The sequence below is a fragment of the Mucilaginibacter sp. GW821-FHT07G05 genome, from assembly GCF_059418565.1.
Genome location: NZ_JBWKQC010000006.1, coordinates 194586 through 214811, shown reverse-complemented (window position 1 = coordinate 214811; position 20226 = coordinate 194586). Strand labels below are relative to the sequence as shown.

General features: G+C 45.0%; 18 protein-coding genes. 13 read left to right on the top strand and 5 right to left on the bottom strand.

Going from position 1 to position 20226, the window contains the following annotated elements:
* Positions 1-24: 24 nt before the first annotated feature.
* Positions 25-1002: an alpha/beta fold hydrolase gene (locus tag AC07NA_RS16685; protein WP_494898735.1), complete on the bottom strand. Its 978-nt coding sequence runs from the start codon at positions 1000-1002 to the stop codon at positions 25-27.
* A 109-nt stretch (positions 1003-1111) separates the two neighbouring features.
* Between AC07NA_RS16685 and AC07NA_RS16680 the strand changes: the two genes are divergently transcribed.
* Positions 1112-1978, top strand: coding sequence for a LysR family transcriptional regulator (locus AC07NA_RS16680; RefSeq protein ID WP_494898734.1), 867 nt, complete (start codon positions 1112-1114; stop codon positions 1976-1978).
* Positions 1979-1980: 2 nt separating this feature from the next.
* On the opposite strand, the gene AC07NA_RS16675 is transcribed toward AC07NA_RS16680, so the two are convergent.
* Positions 1981-2535, bottom strand: a complete 555-nt coding sequence (locus AC07NA_RS16675; protein ID WP_494898733.1) for a hypothetical protein — start codon at positions 2533-2535, stop codon at positions 1981-1983.
* Between the two features lie 24 nt (positions 2536-2559).
* Positions 2560-3876 (bottom strand): gluconate:H+ symporter, encoded by a 1317-nt coding sequence (locus AC07NA_RS16670; RefSeq protein ID WP_494898732.1) that lies wholly within the window; start codon positions 3874-3876, stop codon positions 2560-2562.
* Between the two features lie 434 nt (positions 3877-4310).
* On the opposite strand from AC07NA_RS16670, the gene AC07NA_RS16665 reads away from it, so the two are divergent.
* Positions 4311-6365 carry a glycoside hydrolase family 97 protein gene (locus AC07NA_RS16665; protein WP_494898731.1) on the top strand — a complete coding sequence of 685 codons (2055 nt, stop codon included), beginning with the start codon at positions 4311-4313 and terminating at the stop codon, positions 6363-6365.
* Positions 6366-6385: 20 nt separating this feature from the next.
* Here AC07NA_RS16665 and AC07NA_RS16660 read toward each other — a convergent pair whose 3' ends face one another.
* Together AC07NA_RS16660 and AC07NA_RS16655 are read right to left on the bottom strand one after the other, a co-directional pair.
* The gene (locus AC07NA_RS16660; RefSeq protein ID WP_494898730.1) at positions 6386-7627 is read right to left on the bottom strand and encodes a sensor histidine kinase; all 1242 of its coding nucleotides are present in this window, start codon (positions 7625-7627) and stop codon (positions 6386-6388) included.
* Positions 7624-8298, bottom strand: a complete 675-nt coding sequence (locus AC07NA_RS16655) for a response regulator transcription factor (protein WP_494898729.1) — start codon at positions 8296-8298, stop codon at positions 7624-7626. The genes AC07NA_RS16660 and AC07NA_RS16655 overlap by 4 nt, the downstream gene beginning before the upstream one ends.
* A gap of 184 nt (positions 8299-8482) precedes the next feature.
* On the opposite strand from AC07NA_RS16655, the gene AC07NA_RS16650 reads away from it, so the two are divergent.
* The 11 genes from AC07NA_RS16650 (at position 8483) to AC07NA_RS16600 (ending at position 20160) form a co-directional block, all read left to right on the top strand.
* Entirely contained in the window at positions 8483-9691 is a 1209-nt protein-coding gene (locus tag AC07NA_RS16650) for a DUF4856 domain-containing protein (RefSeq protein WP_494898728.1), read from the top strand.
* 85 nt (positions 9692-9776) lie between these two features.
* A complete protein-coding gene (locus AC07NA_RS16645; RefSeq protein WP_494898727.1) occupies positions 9777-10928 on the top strand; it encodes an imelysin family protein in 1152 nt (383 codons plus the stop codon).
* A 24-nt stretch (positions 10929-10952) separates the two neighbouring features.
* Entirely contained in the window at positions 10953-12302 is a 1350-nt protein-coding gene (locus AC07NA_RS16640; RefSeq protein ID WP_494898725.1) for an HTTM domain-containing protein, read from the top strand.
* A complete protein-coding gene (locus tag AC07NA_RS16635; protein ID WP_494898724.1) occupies positions 12283-14706 on the top strand; it encodes a TonB-dependent receptor domain-containing protein in 2424 nt (807 codons plus the stop codon). The genes AC07NA_RS16640 and AC07NA_RS16635 overlap by 20 nt, the downstream gene beginning before the upstream one ends.
* Positions 14707-14853: 147 nt before the next feature.
* Positions 14854-15834: a sensor histidine kinase gene (locus AC07NA_RS16630; RefSeq protein ID WP_494898722.1), complete on the top strand. Its 981-nt coding sequence runs from the start codon at positions 14854-14856 to the stop codon at positions 15832-15834.
* On the top strand, positions 15824-16588 hold the full coding sequence (locus tag AC07NA_RS16625; RefSeq protein WP_494898720.1) for a LytR/AlgR family response regulator transcription factor: 765 nt from the start codon (positions 15824-15826) through the stop codon (positions 16586-16588). The genes AC07NA_RS16630 and AC07NA_RS16625 overlap by 11 nt, the downstream gene beginning before the upstream one ends.
* A 95-nt stretch (positions 16589-16683) precedes the next feature.
* Entirely contained in the window at positions 16684-17454 is a 771-nt protein-coding gene (locus AC07NA_RS16620; RefSeq protein WP_494898719.1) for a sterol desaturase family protein, read from the top strand.
* A 105-nt stretch (positions 17455-17559) separates the two neighbouring features.
* Positions 17560-17943 (top strand): hypothetical protein, encoded by a 384-nt coding sequence (locus tag AC07NA_RS16615; protein ID WP_494898717.1) that lies wholly within the window; start codon positions 17560-17562, stop codon positions 17941-17943.
* Positions 17944-17974: 31 nt separating this feature from the next.
* The gene (locus AC07NA_RS16610; protein WP_494898716.1) at positions 17975-18709 is read left to right on the top strand and encodes a hypothetical protein; all 735 of its coding nucleotides are present in this window, start codon (positions 17975-17977) and stop codon (positions 18707-18709) included.
* Positions 18710-18729: 20 nt separating this feature from the next.
* Positions 18730-19131: a DUF4890 domain-containing protein gene (locus AC07NA_RS16605; RefSeq protein WP_494898715.1), complete on the top strand. Its 402-nt coding sequence runs from the start codon at positions 18730-18732 to the stop codon at positions 19129-19131.
* A 48-nt stretch (positions 19132-19179) separates the two neighbouring features.
* Positions 19180-20160 carry a serine hydrolase domain-containing protein gene (locus AC07NA_RS16600; protein ID WP_494898713.1) on the top strand — a complete coding sequence of 327 codons (981 nt, stop codon included), beginning with the start codon at positions 19180-19182 and terminating at the stop codon, positions 20158-20160.
* The last annotated feature ends 66 nt before the right edge of the window (positions 20161-20226 follow it).

The following is a 20226-nucleotide window of genomic DNA, read 5'->3' as shown; positions in this document are numbered from 1 at the left end:
GTATTTAATAGACGAGACAAGTTATTATTTAGGCAGTCCCTGCATAAAGTTCAATATATCCGCGCCTATTTCTTTACTATGGGTTTCTAAAGCGAAATGGCCTGTGTTGTAAAATTTAACAGTGGCATTAGGATCATCACGTTTGTAAGCTTCGGCTCCGGCGGGTAAAAAGAACGGATCGTTACTGCCCCAAACCGCCAGCAATTTTGGTTTGTATTGGCGAAAGTAAGCCTGAAATTGAGGGTAGAGCGCAACGTTGGTGCGGTAATCTAACAATATATCCATTTGTATATCCAGGTTACCCGGGCGATCTAAAAAGTATTGATCCATGGTGTAAGTTTCGGGTGCAATTAAAGTTGGGTCGCTTACCCCGTGAACGTATTGGAACAAGGTAGCTTCTTTTGATACGAACTGTTTCAGGGAAGCCCTGTTCTCTGCCGATGGATATTGCCAGTACTTTTGTATCGGGTTCCAACCGGTGCTTAGGCCTTCTTCATAAGCGTTACCGTTTTGTGAGATAATGCCGGTTATCTTTTCGGGATTAGCCAACGCCAGGCGGTAACCTGTAGGCGCGCCGTAATCAAACACATATATGGCAAAGCGTTTAATGCCTTTGGCATCAATAAATGCCTGCATGGTTTTGGCAAAGTTGTCAAAAGTGTATTGAAATTGGGTATGGTCTGGCGCGTCGGAAAAGCCGAAGCCGGGCAGGTCCGGTGCTAATACATGGTATTTTGCGCTTAATATTGGTATCAGGTTCCTGAACATGTGCGATGAGGTAGGGTAGCCATGCAGCAGTAAAATAGTGGGTGCCCCGGCCGGGCCGGCCTCGCGATAAAATATGTTAAGGCCGTTTGCCTTAATGTTGTTGTAGTGAATTGCTGAAGTTTCCATTGTTGTTGATTTATTGGTTTGTGTTTGTTGCGCGTTTGCCTGTAATCCACTGATCAGCATGGCTGATATGGCGAGTACAGATATGCCGGCGTTGATGAGATTTTTCATTTTCTGTTTGTTTATGTCAAAATTAATCTCAATATTTAATTATTAAAAACGATTTAAAATGATGTTTTAAATCTTTAAAAGTGATTAATAGAATTATTGCAGACAGGATATGAATACCAACGACCTTAAAATATTTGAAGCGGTAGCGGCACACGGCAGTTTTACCAAGGCTGCCGAAGCTACCTTTACCGTACAATCAAACGTAACGGCACGCATTAAAAGCCTGGAGGATGAGTTTGGGGTAGAGTTGTTCACACGTACATCGCGCAAGGTGGCGCTTACAACGGCGGGCGAAACGTTGATGCAGTATTGCAAAAAAATAAATCACCTGATTGATGAGGCTAAGTACGATATTAAAAATGCAGGGCAAATAATAGGCCAGTTAAAAATTGGCTGCATTGAAACCACCATGGCATTAAAGGCCCCCGAAATTATCAACTATTTTGCCGAAAACTACCCGGATGTCGACCTGGAATTCCGGTCGGCTATGCGGAGTACGCTGATCAGCGAGGTGTTGAATTTTAAGCTGGATGCGGCTTTTGTTTCGGCTCCGGTAAGTCAGCCCGAACTGGATCAGATCCATATCAGGGATGAGCAATTGGTGATCGTATCATCGGCCCAAACGGCTAAAATAAGCGAGGTGCTGAATAAGCAACCGGTAAAAATTATAGTGTTTGATCAGGGCTGCATTTTCAGGGCAAGGCTGGAATCGTGGTTAAGCGCGAAGGGGATCATTAAATATAAAAGCATCGTGCTTAACTCATTGGAGGGCATTATCAATTTTGTGGAAGCCGGACTGGGCATTACTATTTTACCAGCCGAAGTTATTGAGCATTATTATGCAGGGCGCAAACTGATTGCTTTTCCGCTGAATAAGGAACTGGGCACCATGACCACCGTACTCATTTACCGCAAAGATGTACCGCCTTCGCGGGCATTACAGGTTTTTGCAGATATGCATAAGGTGCAGGGCTAATCTTATTCGTGTTCAGTAATAACCGTTAATTTCAGGCTTGGATTCTTTAACGATGTTATAAGTTCTTCGGTGAGCGATTGGTCATGAGAGATCTCTTTCAGGTTTTTGAATTTTGCAATTGCTTCGATCAATCTTTTATCGTCGTTAAACTTAATATCCTCAAATATTAAATGTTGAACAGGCACATCTGTAATATCCTCCAAATGGTCTAATGTCACATGTCTGAAAATTAGTTCTTCAATGTTTTTGAAGTCGCTTATCCATTTTGGTATAACTGCGTAGTCCTTTTTTATTAAGTCGGGCTTTGAGAAAGTTGGTTGAAAAATAAACCTCTTTAATTCGTAAATACGCTCAGTAATATTTGGAGGTAAAGCCACTTCCTGAAATTGCGGGGTAGTAAACATGGTATGTGGGATATCGCCCATTCCCAAGATAGTGCACACCGGGTTTAAAAAAAGTATTTTTCCTTTACCATCTAAAAAATTGGCATCAATGCCAATGCCTCCTCCTCCTTTTATTATTGATCTGGGGATTTCTTTCTGTGTGATATTCCGCATAAGCGTAAGTTAAAAAGAATAAAGTTAACCAACAAACACATTAAGCAGCATCACCCCACCCAAGCCCACCACGGCTATTAATGATTCCATGGCCGACCACGACTTGAAGGTATCCTTAATAGTAAGGTTAAAATACTCTTTATATAGCCAAAAGCCCGAATCGTTAACGTGCGAAAAGGCGAGGCTACCCGCGCCAATGGAAAGTACCATCAGGTTAGGGTCTACATGGTTTTGCTGCATGGTAGCGCCTATAATGCCCGCGGCGGTAAGCCCGGCAACGGTGGCCGAACCCAAACTCGCCCTGATAATGGCCGCTATTAACCAGCCGAGGATAAGCGGGTGCAGGTGCAGGTTTTGCAATTGCAGGCCTATCTCGTTACTCGCGCCGCTATCGGTCAATACCTGTTTAAACGAACCCGAACCACCTATAATGAGTAAGATAACGGCAATATCCTTTATGGCATCAACATAAATAACGTTGAGCTGCTTCATGCTTTTGCCCTGTTTTATACCTAAAAAATAGGTGGCCACAGCAAGGGTGATCAGCATTACCATAGATGGCTCGCCTATATAAGTCAGCCATTTTAACAGTTCCGGCGGGATGTTGGAAATGTAAGGTAAGGCGGCCGTCATCATGAGTAAAAGCACCGGCAGCAGTGCTATAAAAAAGCTTTTAAAAGCGCCGGGCAGTTTATCGGCAGGCATATCTTCCGGGCGAAAGGTGTCGAGCGGTTTTGAGGGGATATTTTTTAACAGCTGCGCGAATAAGGGCCCCGCGATAATGATAGCCGGGATAGCGATCATCAATCCGTAAATCAGCGTTAGTCCCATATTGGCGTTAAACTGTACTACCAACGCCGCGGGCGAGGGGTGGGGCGGCAAAAAACCATGCGTTACCGAAAGCGAGGCCAGCATAGGCAGGCCGATGTAAACCGCAGGCAATTTATACTTATATACTACCGAAAATATCAACGGCACCATCAACACAAAACCGATCCCGTAAAACAGGGGAATGCCTATGATGAAACCCGCGAACACCAATGCCCATTGTATATATTTTTTACCCACGGCGTTTACCAGCACTTCGGCAATTTTTTGCGCCGCGCCGCTGGCGGCTATCAGCTTGCCCAGCATAGCCCCAAGGCAAATAATGATCACCAGTGATCCAAGCGTATCACCCAGTCCTTTTTGTATGGAGGCCATTAGCTTAAGCGGGGGGATTTTGAGCAGCAAACCCGCCGTTACCGATACGATGAGGAAGGCCAGGAAAGGATTGATCTTAGCCCAGCTTACCAGCGCGATAAGCAAAATAATACAACATAAAATAATTAGTATCGCCATAGGTATTTGTAATAATTGGATTTACAGGCAGCTCTAATGTAACTATTATCCGTATAAATTAAACACGGTATAACCATTGCAATTTAACATACCCGTATTTAAGTATGGCATTTATCACATAAAAATTACCATGGCTTTTAAACCTTAAAACGCCCTTTTCATACTGCTGTTTTTTCCATTATCCCCAGTTTCTACATAAAAAACTTTTAAATAAATCAAGGATAATTGCTGTGTGATATTTATATATAATATTGATATATAGCTAATTGATTCAAAACAGGGTTTAAATTTTTTATATTATCAATAAAAAAAAGGCACTCCGCCTAAACGTTTACAAATTTTGTATCAACCAATTAATATTCTTAATGCAAAATCTGTTTAAAACAATGCGTAGATCTTTACTTGTTATCCTGGTAATTTTAAGTAGTACTTATATGTTAAAAGCCCAGGTTATTACATCGCCCGACAAAAATCTTACACTTACTTTCGGGTTGCAAACCGGTGGCGTGCCCACGTATCAGTTAACCTATAAAAAGAAGGACGTTATTAAAACCAGCAAGCTGGGTTTAGAAACTAAAGATGTTCCCTCGTTTTTAGATGGCTTTACCATCACCAAAACCGAACAAAGCACCTTTGACGAAAGCTGGAACCCGGTTTGGGGCGAGCAAAAAACTATCCGTAACCATTATAACGAGTTGCTGGTAACCTTAAGCCAAAAGGCCGTTAAAGACAGGTTTATCCGCATCCGTTTCCGTTTGTTTAACGATGGTTTGGGTTTCAGGTACGAATTTCCGTCGCAACCTAACCTTAATTACTTTATTATTAAGGAAGAGCATACGCAGTTTGCCTTAGCAGGCGACCATAAAGCCTTTTGGCTGCCCGGCGATTTTGATACGCAGGAGTACAGCACCGTAACGTCAAACCTATCGGAAGTTCGCGGAAAAATGAAAGCCGCCGTAACACCCAATGTATCGCAAACCACCTTTTCGCCAACCGGGCTGCAAACCCCGCTGATGATGAAAAGCAAAGATGGTTTGTACATCAACATACACGAAGCCGCGCTGGTTGATTACTCGTGCATGTCGTTAAACCTGGATGACAAGAACTTCGTGCTCGAATCATTTTTAACCCCCGATGCAATAGGTGATAAAGGCTACATGCAGGCGCCTACCCAATCACCTTGGCGTACGGTTATAGTAAGCGATAAAGCGGGCGACATTTTGTTATCAAAACTGGTTTATAACCTGAACGAGCCTACTAAGTTTAAAGATGTATCGTGGATAAAACCCGTAAAATACATTGGCGTATGGTGGGAAATGATCACCGGTAAAAGCACCTGGGCCTATACCGACCTGGAGAATGTGCAGCTGGGCATTACCGATTACAGCAAAACCAAACCTAACGGTAAACATGGCGCCAATACAGCGCATGTAAAAGAATATATCGATTTCGCGGCCAAAAACGGCTTTGATGCCGTACTGGTTGAGGGCTGGAACGAAGGCTGGGAAGACTGGTTTGGCAAAACCAAAGACTATGTTTTTGATTTTGTAACCCCGTATCCTGATTTTGATGTGAAAGAACTGCACCGCTACGCGGCCTCAAAAGGCGTTAAAATTATTATGCACCACGAAACTTCTGGTTCGGTACGTAACTATGAGCGCCATTTAGATACCGCTTATAAATTTATGGTGGAGAATGGTTACAACGCTGTAAAGAGCGGCTACGTAGGGCAGATCATTCCGCGTGGCGAGCACCATTACGGCCAATGGTTGGTTAACCATTACCTGTATGCCATTACCAAGGCTGCCGATTATAAAATTATGGTGAACGCCCACGAAGCCATCAGGCCAACGGGTTTGGCACGTACTTATCCTAACCTCATTGGTAACGAAGCGGCACGTGGTACCGAGTACGAATCATTCGGTGGTAACAACCCCGATCACACCACTATTTTGCCTTTTACCAGGTTAGTTGGCGGGCCGATGGATTATACACCGGGCATCTTCCAAACTAAAATAAACGCGTACAATCCGGATAATAATTCGTTTGTGCACACTACGCTGGTTAAGCAACTGGCGCTGTATGTAACCATGTACAGTCCGCTGCAAATGGCTGCCGACCTGCCCGAAACCTACAACAAGTTTTCGGACGCGTTTCAGTTTATTAAAGACGTAGCCGTTGATTGGGATGATACCTATATACTGGAAGCCGAACCCGGCGATTACATCACCATTGCCCGTAAAGCCAAAGGTAAAGACGAGTGGTACGTAGGTAGTGTGACCGACGAAAATGCCCGCACAGCGGTAGTTAAATTTGATTATCTGCCCAAAGGCAAAACTTATGAAGCTACCATTTACGCCGATGGCAAGGATGCCGATTATGATAAAAATCCGCAAAGCTACACCATTCGTAAAATGAAGGTTACCTCAAAAACAGTACTGAAACAGGCTATAGCACCGGGTGGTGGTTTGGCTATCAGTATAAAATAATTTTAGGCGAATGCCGGGTATTAATCAGCTTTAAGATATACAGTGAAAATGTGAGTTTGGTTGGTATAACTGTATTGAATATCCCACTGATGTACCTGGCAAATTTGCCTTACTATAGAAAGCCCGAGGCCTATACCGCTTTGGGCTTTCTTGTTCTTTTTAAAACGGGTAAACAGCATATCTTCCGCGAATGGCAGCGGTTCTCCCTCGTTTTTAAAGATCAGTTTATCCGCATCAAGGCTTACCGATAAAGCCGCGTCCGGCCGGGTGTTTTTCAGCATGTTCGATAATAAGTTCGATAGCATGATATTCACCAAATGCGGACTTGCCTTTACGCTTACCTCGGCTATATGCTGCTGTAATTGGAGCCCGCGGCTCAAAAACAATTCTTCCAACTGACTAATAACATCATTAAGTGCAGCCGATAGCGACATCTCCTGCTGATCGGGAAAGCTATCATGAGTGAGCTTGGCCAGCAGCAATAAACCCTTGTTTACCTTGCTGAGCCGGGTAAGCGATCTTTTCGCGTCGCCAAGGTAACCGACCGCTTCGTTGGGTAAAGGGAGCTGGCTGATACTATCGAGCCGGGTTCTGATAATGCTGATAGGCGTTTGCAACTCGTGCGACGCGTTTTCGGAGAACTCCTGCAAGCCCTTGTATTCCTTACGTGCATGGTCGGCAAAGCTGAGCATCACGGCGTTAAGCTCCTCAAACTCATTGATGTTTGATTTGGTTAACACCAGATCTTCGTTTTTAGCTACCGAAAAGTTTTTTAACAGCTGCATGTTAGTGAAGAAGGGCTTCCACACGTTACGGCTTATCAGGTAATTAACCACTGTTCCGGCTACTATAAGCAGTACGGCCAGTACAATAAATATAGTGGTAATAGCTTTTAAATATTCATCCCAGCCTATGTAGGTGGTCATTACGGTGATACGGTAATATTTGCCGTTGATCAGTTTAGATTGTGTGAGCATGTAATAATCTTCGCTCACATTTTGCCTGGCATCGTGCATCACCGTATCGCTGAATACGGCATCGGTGCTTTTGCTTTTTTCGGGCTTTACCATCACCAGCGGAAAATTTACGGGGTTACCTTTTTGTATTTCGGCGGTAACCATATCGTGCTGTAATTCCAGCTGTTCTTCTATCTCGGCAGATACATCACGCTTTAATAATGAAAAAAGCAGCACGCAGGTGATGCTTAAAAGCGACATGCTTACCCATAAGTAATGTAAACTGGTTTTGGTAAGCAGTTTCATGCAGTAAATTTATAGCCCATGCCGTATACGGTTTTTATATAATCTTTATTGGCGGCATTGCTTAGCTTTTTGCGCAGGTTCATCAGGTGCACGTACACGGCATCGAAGTTGTCCGACTGATCTACATGATCGCCCCAGATATGTTCGGCAATGGCGGGTTTGCTTACCACACGGTTACGGTTCACCACAAAATACAGCAGTAACTGGTATTCTTTTTTAGTGAGGGTGATCTCCTCCTCGTTATACAGCAAAACTTTCGATTGCGGATCTATCGTAAACTCATCAAACCTGATATTGCCGGTTCCCTTCAGCATTTTACGGCGAAACAGCGCGTGCAGCCTGGCGCTCAGTTCTTCAAGGTAAAAAGGCTTGGTGAGGTAATCGTCGGCACCCTGATTTAAGCCCTGCAATTTATCGTGCAGCGAGTTTTTGGCCGAAAGTATGACAATGCCGGTTTCTACATTTTGCTTAAGTATGCCGGGTATCAGCTCCATGCCCGAACCGCCGGGCAGGGTAATATCCAGTACCACAATATCATAAACATAGCTGTCTATCTTTTCGGCAGCGGTTATATGAGTATCGGCATGCTCTACCAAAAATCCCTGCGACGAAAAATATCCCAACATTTCGTCGGCCAGTACAGGCTCATCTTCTACAAGTAATACTTTCATATTTAACGCGTAAGCGCACCCATCCAATAGGATTACGCCGGTTCATAACCAATGGTTGCCTGCAAAAAAAATAAATTTTAAAGTTTTAATCTTTAGAATTTCTTTAGAATTCGCCGACATATTTGCGACAAATTAACGATTTATTTAGACTGATTAAAAATAAAAACGTATAAAACAAGCAATTATGAAAAAATACATCTATTATTCTTTAACCCTTGCCGCCTCGGCAATAATGGCTACATCTTGCAATAGCGATAAAAAAAGCGATCCTACACCTACGCCGGAAGAAAAACCTTTACGCGCTAAAATAGATTACGCTAAACTTGATGACGCTACTTTAGAATACACAAGCGCTAACCCGCTGTTTGTTGACGCTGCCGGTGCATCTACCATTGATATCAGCACCGGTAATTTTCGTTACAGGGTATTTCAGGGTATTAACACTTACGGTGGTTTATGGAAAACTCAGGATGTTGATGTTAACGTGTTGAAAAACATGTATGCCAATACGGGTAACCCATTCACTCTTGAATCAAACCCGCTGCCTGCTGATTTTGCGGCTATCAATAAATCAGGAGTGCAATTGCGTAACGTAACCGCGTCATCATGGCCTGCTGCCGATGCCGAAGCTGTACGTAAAAAGGTAGAAGCAGATTTTGCTGTGCTGGCAACCAGCAGCAGCAAACGCGAAGTGCCTGCGGTAAAAGGCACTGCCGGTTTTGTTATTACCGGAACCACCAAATATTTGGTTGATGCTAAAGGTTTGGAAATAATACAGGTTATTCAAAAAGGCCTCATCGGCGCTTTCGACCTGGATTACATCAGCAACGTTTTATTGGATAAAGGCTTAGCGGCTGACAACAAAACTGTTGTTACCGGTAAAAAATATACCCAGCTTGAGCAAAACTGGGATGAAGCTTACAGCACCTTAACGCTTAACCCTGTTTATTTGAAAGGTTCAACTGACGCGGCAAGGGGTACAGCTGAATCATTTATCGGTTCATACATTTGGGAATACAACAAAGCCAACTACGCTAAAATTTTCCCTGCTTTCTTAAAAGGTCGCGCCGCCATTGCTAATAACGATGCTACCGAATATAAGGCACAAGCAACTTTTATCCGTACCCAAATGGAAAAATCAATAGCAGCCGCTGCTTTAGGTTACCTTGGCAAATGGAAAACCGGTACTGATGACGCTATACGTGTACACGCTATTGGCGAAGGTTTAGGTTTCATTTACTCTTTACGTTTTGCTAAAATACACGGTGCCGATGCTAAATTCTCTGACGATATCTTAACTGCTTTAGTTGGTTCAGATGGTGGTTTTTGGGATTTAACAGTTGAAAAAATTAACGCTGCCGACGCTGCTATCCGCGCTAAGTTCGGTTTATAATCCATAGTGAATGTAAGTTACTAAGTGGGTTGCTTTTCCGGTTACGGAAAGGCAACCCACTTCTCTCGTTTTATAAGTTATCAAAATGAAATCATTAAAAATTAAACAAATTGGTATTGCCTGTTTATTAGTGCTGGGTATATACGCTTGTTCAAAAAGTAAATCATCGGGTCCGGATAATAACAAACCCGAGCCGGTTGGAGTTGACAGGAAAGCCCTGCTTACCTACCTGGCCGATGATATTATCATTCCATCATACGCCAACTTTAAAACTAAGTTTGATGCCATGCTTACCAAAGCCGATGCCTTTACAGCCGCGCCTACTACAACATCGCTGGCCGATTTTAGGGCGGCGTGGGTTACCGCTTATATTGAATGGCAAAAAATTGAGCTGATAGATGTGGGTCCTGCAAACGCTCAAAGTCTGCGTTCGTTCTTTAATATTTACCCGGCAAGCGTAAGCGGTATCAATGCCAACATAGCAAGCGGTAGCGCCAATTTCGATCTGCCTGCTACTTACGCGCAGCAAGGCTTCCCGGCGCTGGATTACCTGATCAACGGCCTGGCTGCCAATGATGCCGATATCGTAGCGTTTTACACTACCGCCGGTGATGCTGCCAAACGTATAGCCTACGTTAAAAAGATAACCGCGCAAATGAATACCGTATTTACCAAGGTGAACAACCCATGGGCAACAGGCGACTACCGTACCCAGTTCATCAGTAAATCGGGCGTTGATGCAAGCTCTTCACTGGCTGTTATGGTGAATGGTTATGTGTTAAATTACGAGCGTTATATCCGTTCGGGTAAGTTCGGTATCCCGTCAGGTGCCATGATGAACGGTGTGGTAGCTGCCGATAAGGTAGAAGGTCTGTACAAAAAAGATATCTCCTTAACGCTGGCCAAAACCGCCGCGCAGGCATCGGTTGATTTTTTTAATGGCAAAAGCCTTAAAACCGGCGCTACCGGCCAATCCTTCAAAAGCTACCTGGATGCGCTTGATGCTAAGGACAGCAAAACGGGGACAAAGTTATCGCAGGTAATTACCGATCAGTTCGCGGTAACTGCGCAAAAGCTTAACCTGTTATCAGAAAACCTGAACAATGAGGTGAAAACCAACAATCAGAAAATGATAGATGTATATACCGAAATGCAAAAATCGGTACGTATGATAAAGGTTGATATGACATCGGCCATGAGTATCACCATTACTTATACCGATAACGACGGCGATTAATCGCCGCCCTCCTCTTCATAAAACATGAACGCTTATTTTAAACAGCATACCCACGCAGCCCCGCTGGCCGTTTACCGGATGGCCATCGGGCTGATGCTGTTTTTAAGTATAGCGCGTTTTTGGTATAAAGGCTGGATAAGCGATTTGTATATAAAGCCTTTATATTTTTTCCCTTTTTACGGGTTTGAGTTTGTAAAACCTTTGGGTAATTACACTTATGCGTTGTTCTTTATTTGCGCGCTGGCAGCCTTAATGCTTGCTTTCGGTTTTTTATACCGCATGGCGAGTGTAACCTTATTCCTGAGTTTTACCTACATCGAACTGATGGATAAAAGCACCTACCTGAACCATTATTACTTTATGAGTTTGGTGCTTTTTATGCTGATGTTTTTACCGGCGCACCGCTACTTTTCGGTAGATGCCAAACTGAAACCGGGCTTGCTGGCTGATGCCGTACCCCGCTGGACTATAGATGTGCTGAAGCTGATGATGGTTATCCTGTATTTTTATGCAGGCCTGGCCAAACTTAACAGCGACTGGCTGCTCAATGCGCTTCCGCTGAAAATATGGCTGCCCTCCCGTAATGATATGCCGCTCATTGGCTGGCTGTTTAACTACCCGGCTACCTGGTTTGTGTTCAGCTGGTTTGGCTGCGTGTATGATCTTTGTATTGCTTTCTTATTATGGAACCGCAGCACACGTTTGCTGGCTTACATTACCGTGGTGATGTTCCATGGCCTTACAGCTTTACTTTTCCCTATCGGGATGTTCCCTTATGTGATGATAGTGGCGGCATTAATATTCTTTTCGCCCGGTTTTCATATCCGCGTTATCACGTTTATTAACAGGCTGTTTAAAATGCCGCAGGCGTTTATCAGTCCTCATGTTCAGTTCAGTTACAAAGCCGGCACTCAAAAGGCATTGCTTGCGGGTTTTGCACTGTTTTTTACTATCCCGGTGCTGCTGCCATTCAGGTACCTGCTTTATCCCGGCGAATTATTTTGGACGGAGCAGGGCTACCGTTTTTCGTGGCGGGTAATGCTTATTGAAAAAGCAGGCTACGCGCAGTTTACTATTAAAGATGCCACCGGCAAAGCCGAAGTAGTCAATAACAGCGAATTTTTAACCGTATTGCAGGAGAAAATGATGAGCACCCAGCCCGACATGATGCTGCAATATGCCCATATACTCCGCGACCATTACACCCGCAAGGGTTTCAAAGCGCCCCGTGTTTATGTAGATTCTTACGTGGCCCTCAACGGCCGTGGCGGAAAAGTTTTTATCAACCCCAATACCGATCTGGCTAACATTGAAGATTCTTTCGCGGCCAAATTATGGATTTTACCCTTAAACGATGACATCAAAGGTTTTTAGTTTTTTCTTCTTTTTGTGCTTATCAGCAACCGCTTTCGCGCAGCATACCATAAAGGGCACTGTATATTCAGGCCGCGATAGCAGTGTGTTAAAAGATGGCAGCGTTTACCTTAGCGATAACAAAAGCGCCGCCAATACCGATAAAAAAGGCGGCTTTGTATTTGAAAATGTAGCCAACGGTACTTACAGCATTTTGGTAACTGCCATAGGTTATGCTGATGCTAAAACTATGGTTACCGTTAACGGGGGCACAGTGAACGTAAAGATATACCTCGAATCGGAGGCTAAGCAACTGAAAGAAGTTACTGTAAAAGATAAAAAGAACGACTTCGGGTTTTCGCATCTGCGCGCGGTAGAGAACCTGGGGATCTATGAAGGCAAAAAATCAGAAGTGATCATTCCCGATCAGCTGGTGGCCAACCTATCAACCAATAACGCGAGGCAAATTTATTCGCGGGTAGCGGGGCTGAATATATGGGAGAACGAAGGATACGGTTTACAACTAAGTATCGGTGGCCGCGGCCTTGATCCTAACCGTACCTCTAACTTTAACGTGCGCCAAAATGGATACGATATCAGTGCCGACGCGCTGGGCTACCCCGAAAGCTATTACACCCCGCCAACCGAGGCCATTGGGCAAATACAGATAGTGCGGGGCGCGGCATCGTTACAATACGGTACGCAGTTTGGCGGCTTGCTCAATTTTATAATGAAAAAGCCTGTCCCAGATAAAAAAATAGAATTAACGGTTAGGCAAACAGCCGGGTCGTACGGGTTTTATAACTCATTTACCAGCGCCAGTGGTACGGTGAACAAGCTGAGTTATTATGCCTTTTTTCAGTACAAAACAGGGAATGGGTATCGCGGCAATTCCGATTTTAATGCTTATACCGGTTTTGCCAATGTAAATTACCAGTTTTCGCCCGATACAAAACTCGGTGTCGATTTTACGCACATGAATTACCTGGCCCATCAGCCGGGTGGTTTAACCGATGAAATGTTCAGGGACGACCCGACCCAAAGTAACCGCGACCGCAACTGGTTTAAGGTAAACTGGAATTTATACGCCCTGCATTTCGACCATAAGTTTAATGCCTCTAACGAGATCAACCTGCGGGTTTTCGGTTTATCGGCATACAGGTATACTGTAGGTTTCAGGCCCAACCGTGTAGCCACGATTGATTATGGTACCGAGCCGCGCGATCTTATAAAAGGCGATTTTAATAACTGGGGAGCGGAAGGCCGCTACCTGAAACGTTATAGTGTATTAGGCAAAAAATCGACCTTATTGGTGGGCACACGTTATTACTACGGCCATAACCATAGTGTGCAGGGGCAGGGCAGCACAGGTAAAAATGCCGATTTTAACTTTGTTGATCCCGGTACATTTACCGCTAACGATTATACCTTTCCTAACCATAACACCTCGCTGTTTGCTGAGAATATTTTTTACGTAACCGACAATTTTTCGGTGATACCGGGTTTACGTTACGAAAACATCCATACCCAGGCAAATGGCTTTTATGGCGCTATCTCTTATGATTTGGCCGGGAATATTATTTCAAGCGTACGCACACCCGAAACAAGGATAAACAACCGTAATTTCCTGCTTGCGGGTTTGGGTTTGAGCTATAAGCCAACGGCCAATATCAATATTTATGGTAACCTGTCGCAAAACTATCGTTCTATCACATTTAGCGATATGCGCACATCAAACCCGTCATCGGTTATTGACCCTAACTTGCAGGACGAAAAAGGTTATTCGCTCGACCTGGGTATTCGTAGCGAGCAAACAAAACTATACGGGTACGATATAAGCGGTTTCTACCTTAACTACAACAACCGCATAGGCGAAGTGCAGTTTTCAGATGCCAGCGAACGCATATTACGCATGCGTACCAATATTGGCCGCGCGGTTATTATCGGTGTTGAATCTTATGTGGAGGCCGATGTGCTAAGACTCATGAAATCTGCCGATAGCCCCTGGAGCGGCGTATTGTTTGCCAATACCGCCATAATTAAATCAGATTACCGCAAAAGCCAGATCCCCGGTGTGCAGGGCAACGAGGTAGAGTTTGTGCCGACGCTAAACTTTAAAAGCGGTGTGCGCCTGGGCTACAAAAACATAAAGGCATCGTTCCAATACACTCACCTGTCCGACCAATATTCCGACGCCACCAACGCTACCGATGGTGGGGTATCGGCGGTGGTAGGCCTAATTCCGGCATATACCATTATGGATGCCAGCCTGTCGTACGAGTATAAACGTTACAAGCTGGAGGGTAGCGTAAACAACCTGGGCAACGCCTATTACTTTACGCGCAGGGCAACGGGCTACCCGGGGCCGGGTATATTACCTGCCGATAACCGTACCGTTTATTTAACGCTGCAAGTAAAACTGTAAAATCATTTTGGGCGGGGAGTACATAAGTTCACCCCGCTTTATTGCAGCTTCACCTTAAAATTATTAGCACAGGTAGCCGAATATATTGCATATTGGTGTATGCAAATAGCGGCCCGCGGCAAACTTGTTATATATAGTGCTGTTTTTATGGCTTTCGCCATAAACGCCCCGCTGCTGCTTACGCTGCGCGAAAACCGGTTGTTTTCGCGTTTTAACGATTTTAACTTTTACGAATTTATATTCAGGGTGCTGTATAGCTTTGCGTACTGCACCCTGTTTTTTTATTATAACACCGGTAAGCAATTTTATAACAGCTACCCGGTGTTTGCACGGCGCTTAACAGGTGTGCTTATAAACTTTGTTGGCTGGGTGCTATTTGCCAGGATAGGTTCGCTTATTGATGATGCCTTGTTTAACAACAGCATGGGCTTTTTGCCTAACTCGGGCTATGGCATACGGCTTGGCATTTGCGCGGTGCTGATGGCGGTTGAAATAAAGGTGATCGCGTTAATAAATGTCAACAGGCAAAAAGAGCTCGAAAACCAGTATCTGCGCAATGCCTACCTTAAAGCCGAACTGGAAGTACTGAAGGGGCAGCTGAACCCGCATTTCTTTTTCAACGCGCTCAGCAGCCTTTCGGGGGTGATACGTGAGGATGCCGATAAGGCGCAGCATTACGTTGGGCAGCTTTCCAAGTTTTTTAGGTACAACATGCAAAAGAACGCCAGCCCGTTGGTGCCCCTGCGCGATGAACTGGCGGCCATTAAAAACTATTTTGAAATATTACAGATGCGGCACGAGGGGGGAGTGATGCCGGATATTAAGGTAGACGACCAATACTTTAATAAGCTGCTGCCGCACATGGCCCTGCAACCTGTGATAGAAAACGCGGTAAAGCATAATCAAACCCATGTTTCGCAACCGCTGGTAGTAAAGGTTTTTATTGACGGAGACCGGTTGGTGATCAGCAATAAGCTGCAAGCCCGCCCCATGCCCGAACCCGGGAGCGGTATAGGCCTTGCCAACCTGAGCGAGCGTTACCGTATATTAACGGGCAAAGAGATAGGTATACAGCAAACCGAAACCGAATTTATTGTACAACTACCATTAATTAGCCATGCCGTTTAACGTAATTATAATTGAGGATGAACCCGCCACCGCCCGCAACCTGGAGTTTATGCTGCGCCGGGCCGAACCGGGTATTCATATCATTGCGGTTTACGATAGTGTGCAAACAGGTGCTGCCGGACTAAGCGAACAAGCCGGGCAGTATGATCTTATTTTTTCGGATATCCGCCTGGGCGATGGCTTGTGTTTCAATATATTTGAACAGGTTGCCATAACCGCGCCGGTAATTTTTGTAACCGCTTATGATGATTACGCTTTGCAGGCCTTTAAGGCTAACGGCATCGATTATATATTAAAGCCCTTCGATCAGCAGGAGATAGAAGCATCGCTGATTAAATTTAAACAGCTGTGGCAACCGGCGGCCTTACCGCAAATGGATGAACTGGTAAAGCTGTTACGTAATGTACCGGTTACCTACCGCCAATCTTTTTTAATACACTATCGTGATAAGTTGCTGCCTGTCGCGGTAAATAATATCGCCTGGTTTTTTACAGAACACGAACTGGTATACCTGCAAACCGTCGATAATAAAAACTACACCATTGAATTTACGCTGGAGCAATTGCAGCAGCAACTTGATCCGCAGGAGTTTTTCAGGGCCAATCGTCAGTTCATCATCCGCAGGGGCGCGGTAACCGAGGTTGATTTTTATTTTAACGGGCGGTTGTCGGTAAAGCTATTACCTGAAACACCCGAAAAGGTACTGATCAGTAAAGCCCGCGTGCCCGAGTTCAGGCAATGGCTGGATACCTGACGATAGTTCGCCCCGCATTTTAGCAGCTTCACCTTGTTTGCAGCCTTAAAAGAGTTGAGTTACACCCACCTTTGAACTGTATTTAAACAGTAACAATGGAAAATATAACACATTACAGGGGCTGGGTATTGGGCATAGTGGCTATACTTATTTTAGCCGAAGTGATATGGAGCTGGCGCACCGATAAAAAAGTATATCGCCTTAAAGAAACCTTTGCCAATACAGCTATACTGATCGGTTTTCAACTCTCTAAACTGATTTTCGCGGGCTATCAGTTAACTGTACTGGGCTTCGCTGCCGGTTTGGCAATCTTTAATATCCCGCGCAACGGCTTTACGTTTATTATCACCTTTATCCTGTCCGATTTTGTTTACTACTGGTTTCACCGGGCTTCGCATGTTTTTAAACCCTTGTGGGCTTTTCACCTTGTGCACCATTCCGGCATCAGCATGAACCTTACTACCGCTTACCGCCTCAACTGGTTTAGCGCGCTGGTTAGTCCGCTGTTTTTTTTGCCGATAGCCCTGCTGGGTTTCGCGCCCGATTATATCATTATTTCTTACGCTTTAAATCTTGTGTACCAATTTTTACTGCACACCGAAGCGATAGGCAAGCTTGGTATTGTTGAAGGGGTACTGGATACGCCATCGGCGCACAGGGTACATCATGGTTCAAACCCTTTGTATATCGATAAAAACTTTGGCGGGGTACTCATTGTGTGGGACAGGATTTTTGGCACCTATCAACCCGAAACCGAAAAGGTACGATATGGCATTACTACCGGCTTTATCAGTAATAACCCGTTCAGGCTCATCTTTCAGGGGTTTATTGATCTGTTCCGTAAAAAGATGACCTATAAGGGCTGAAAGTTCGGCCCCGGTTTTAGCAGCTTCACCCCGAAAAGACCCGCGGCTGTATTTGAACCCGCATAATTTAGCATCATCATTAACAAACAATAAAATTGATCTGTCATGAAAACAACAAACATCATCACGCTGAGTATATCGGCACTATTGCTTAGCAGCGCGTCATTTGCGCAGGTGAGGTATCAAAACTCGCTTAATCGCAGGGCTACCGCCAACACCAACAGCGCCAACCGCCAAAATAACCGCGACGAAAGGCAGGAGGTAAAAAGCGAGACCTTTCAGGAAAATTCCGCCGAACGACAAACCCTTAAGAACGACCCTGCAACTACCGCCTCTGATGTAAAGAACACCGCCATCAACAACTCGACCGAGCGTAAAAGCAACCGACAGTATAACTACGCCAATACCAAAGCCACAGCGCAAACAAACGCCGTTAACAGGCGCTCAACAGCGGTTACAAACTCCCGCAACAGGAGGGGACTAAACTAAGTATCTATCAAAAAAAAATATACATCTACCTATGAAAACAATTAACAAAAACTACGGCAGCAAGGCTGCGCGTGTACTCGGTATTTTAATGGCGGCATCGCTGGCCTTTACCGCATGCAAAAAAGACAGTACCTCAACCAATGACGCTGCCATTACCAACGATGAAGTGGCCGAAGTAGTAACCCAGGCCATTACCCCCGATAACGGCGGCATGGTAATGCAAACGGAATACGCGGTTTCAACCTCGCTGTATGATGACCTATCGGCCTATTGCGGGGTAACTAAAGATACTACTGTGAGCAAGCAGTATAATTCGGCCAATCGGTCGTACAGCTTTACCCATAGCTGGGAGCGCGAGCTTATTTGTTCGCCAACGGCAAAATATACCCATAGTTTTAGTGGTAACGATAGCTACAGCGGCCCACGTATGGCATCTGCCGATACGGTGTCCGGGAGTTTTGCGGTAACCGGTATCGATAACGCGTCGGCACAGGTAACGGTAAATCAAACCTACGCGCGTAAAGGCACACAGCAATCAAAAGTGCGAAAAAGCCGTACTTTTACTTCAACCACTACGGTAACAACAAATAACCTGGTGGTTGATAAAGCCAGCCGTAAAATAGTATCGGGTACGGCAACAGCTACCGTTACCGGTTCGGCATCAACCGGAGGGGCCTTCAGTAAAACGGCTACCGTTACATTTTTAGGCAATGGCAAAGCTACCGTAACCTTACAGGGCAGCAGCAATTATACAGTACAATGGTAAATACAATTATTAGCACACCCATGAAAAAACAACCATCATTCATTATAACAGGGGCGCTGGCCCTTGTTATGTTATTTGTTATGCAACTTTCGGCCTGCGCGCAGGATGTTAGCAAGGATGCCTTGCGCAACACCACACCGCAGCAGCGCGCCGATATGCAAACCCAAATGATGAAAAAGGAGCTTAACCTTACCGATACGCAGTATACCGCGGTAAGTAAACTCAACTTGGAGTACGCGCAAAAAATGCAGCCGGTACTGGTATCAGGCGATGGCCGCATGGCAAAAGCGATGAAAGCGAAATCCATCATGAAAGAAAAGGATAAAAAGCTGAAAGCCATTTTAACCGAAGAGCAGTACAACCGCTACGAGGAGGTTATAAAAGAGAAAATAAAGAAGCTGAAAGAAATGAAAAAAGACTAAGCGATGTTAAAGTGGGCTTTCATATACCTTTTATTGCTGCTTGCAACCATGCCCTCCTTTGCGCAGGTAAACAAGCTGGATAGCATTTTTAAAGCGGGCGCGCCCGGTATTGCGGGCAAAGGCGGCGGCGCTACCCTGATTATTATGCAGCATGATAAACCGGTGTATAATAATTCTTACGGCACGTTTAATGCCGGTAAACAGGTACTGATCGCGTCGGCATCCAAATGGTACTCGGCGGCGGTAATTATGGCCTTGGTTGATGAGGGCAAGTTATCACTGGATGATAAGGTGAGCAAGTACATTCCATCTTTTACGGGCGATAAGGCCAATATTACCATTCGGCAGTGCTTTAGCCACACTGGCGGCTTGCCTGCCGAAAAGCATGGTATGGACGAGGTGATGAGTAAAGGCAGCCAAAGCTACAGCCAAATGGTTGATGATATAGCGGCAATGAAACTCATTGCTAAACCGGGGACCGAATTTAATTACGGCGGCCTTTCAATGCAGGTGGCCGGGCGCGTTGCCGAAATTGTAAGCGGGAAGGAGTGGAATATCCTTTTTAAAGAAAAATTAACCGGTCCGCTGGAAATGAACGATACCTTTTTTGCCGGTTACCGACTTGGGCGGGTGCCGCGACTGGCAGGTGGGGCATTGAGTACCGCTAATGATTATTTAAAGTTTTTGCAGATGCTTTTGAATAAAGGCATGTACAAAGGCAAAAGGATACTATCAGAAAGCGCGGTAAACACCATGCTGGCCGACCAAACCATGAACGCCGCCATAGGCTACAGCCCTTTTACTAAATATAAGAAAATAAGTCCCGGCAAGCCCGATCCGCGTTATGGAATGGGTAACTGGATATTGCCGGCGGAGGGGAACCGGCAGGTAAACAGTTCGCCGGGCTTATTTGGCTTTACCCCATGGCTCGATAGGGAACACGGTTACATAGGAGTGATAGCCGTGTTTAGCCAAAATCAAAGCGTAATGCCATTCTTTACACAGGTACTAACGGCTTTGGAGAAATAGCTTTGTGCACATGTATATCCACACTTCAATACCATTCACCACAAATATTAGCAGGTTGGCCACATA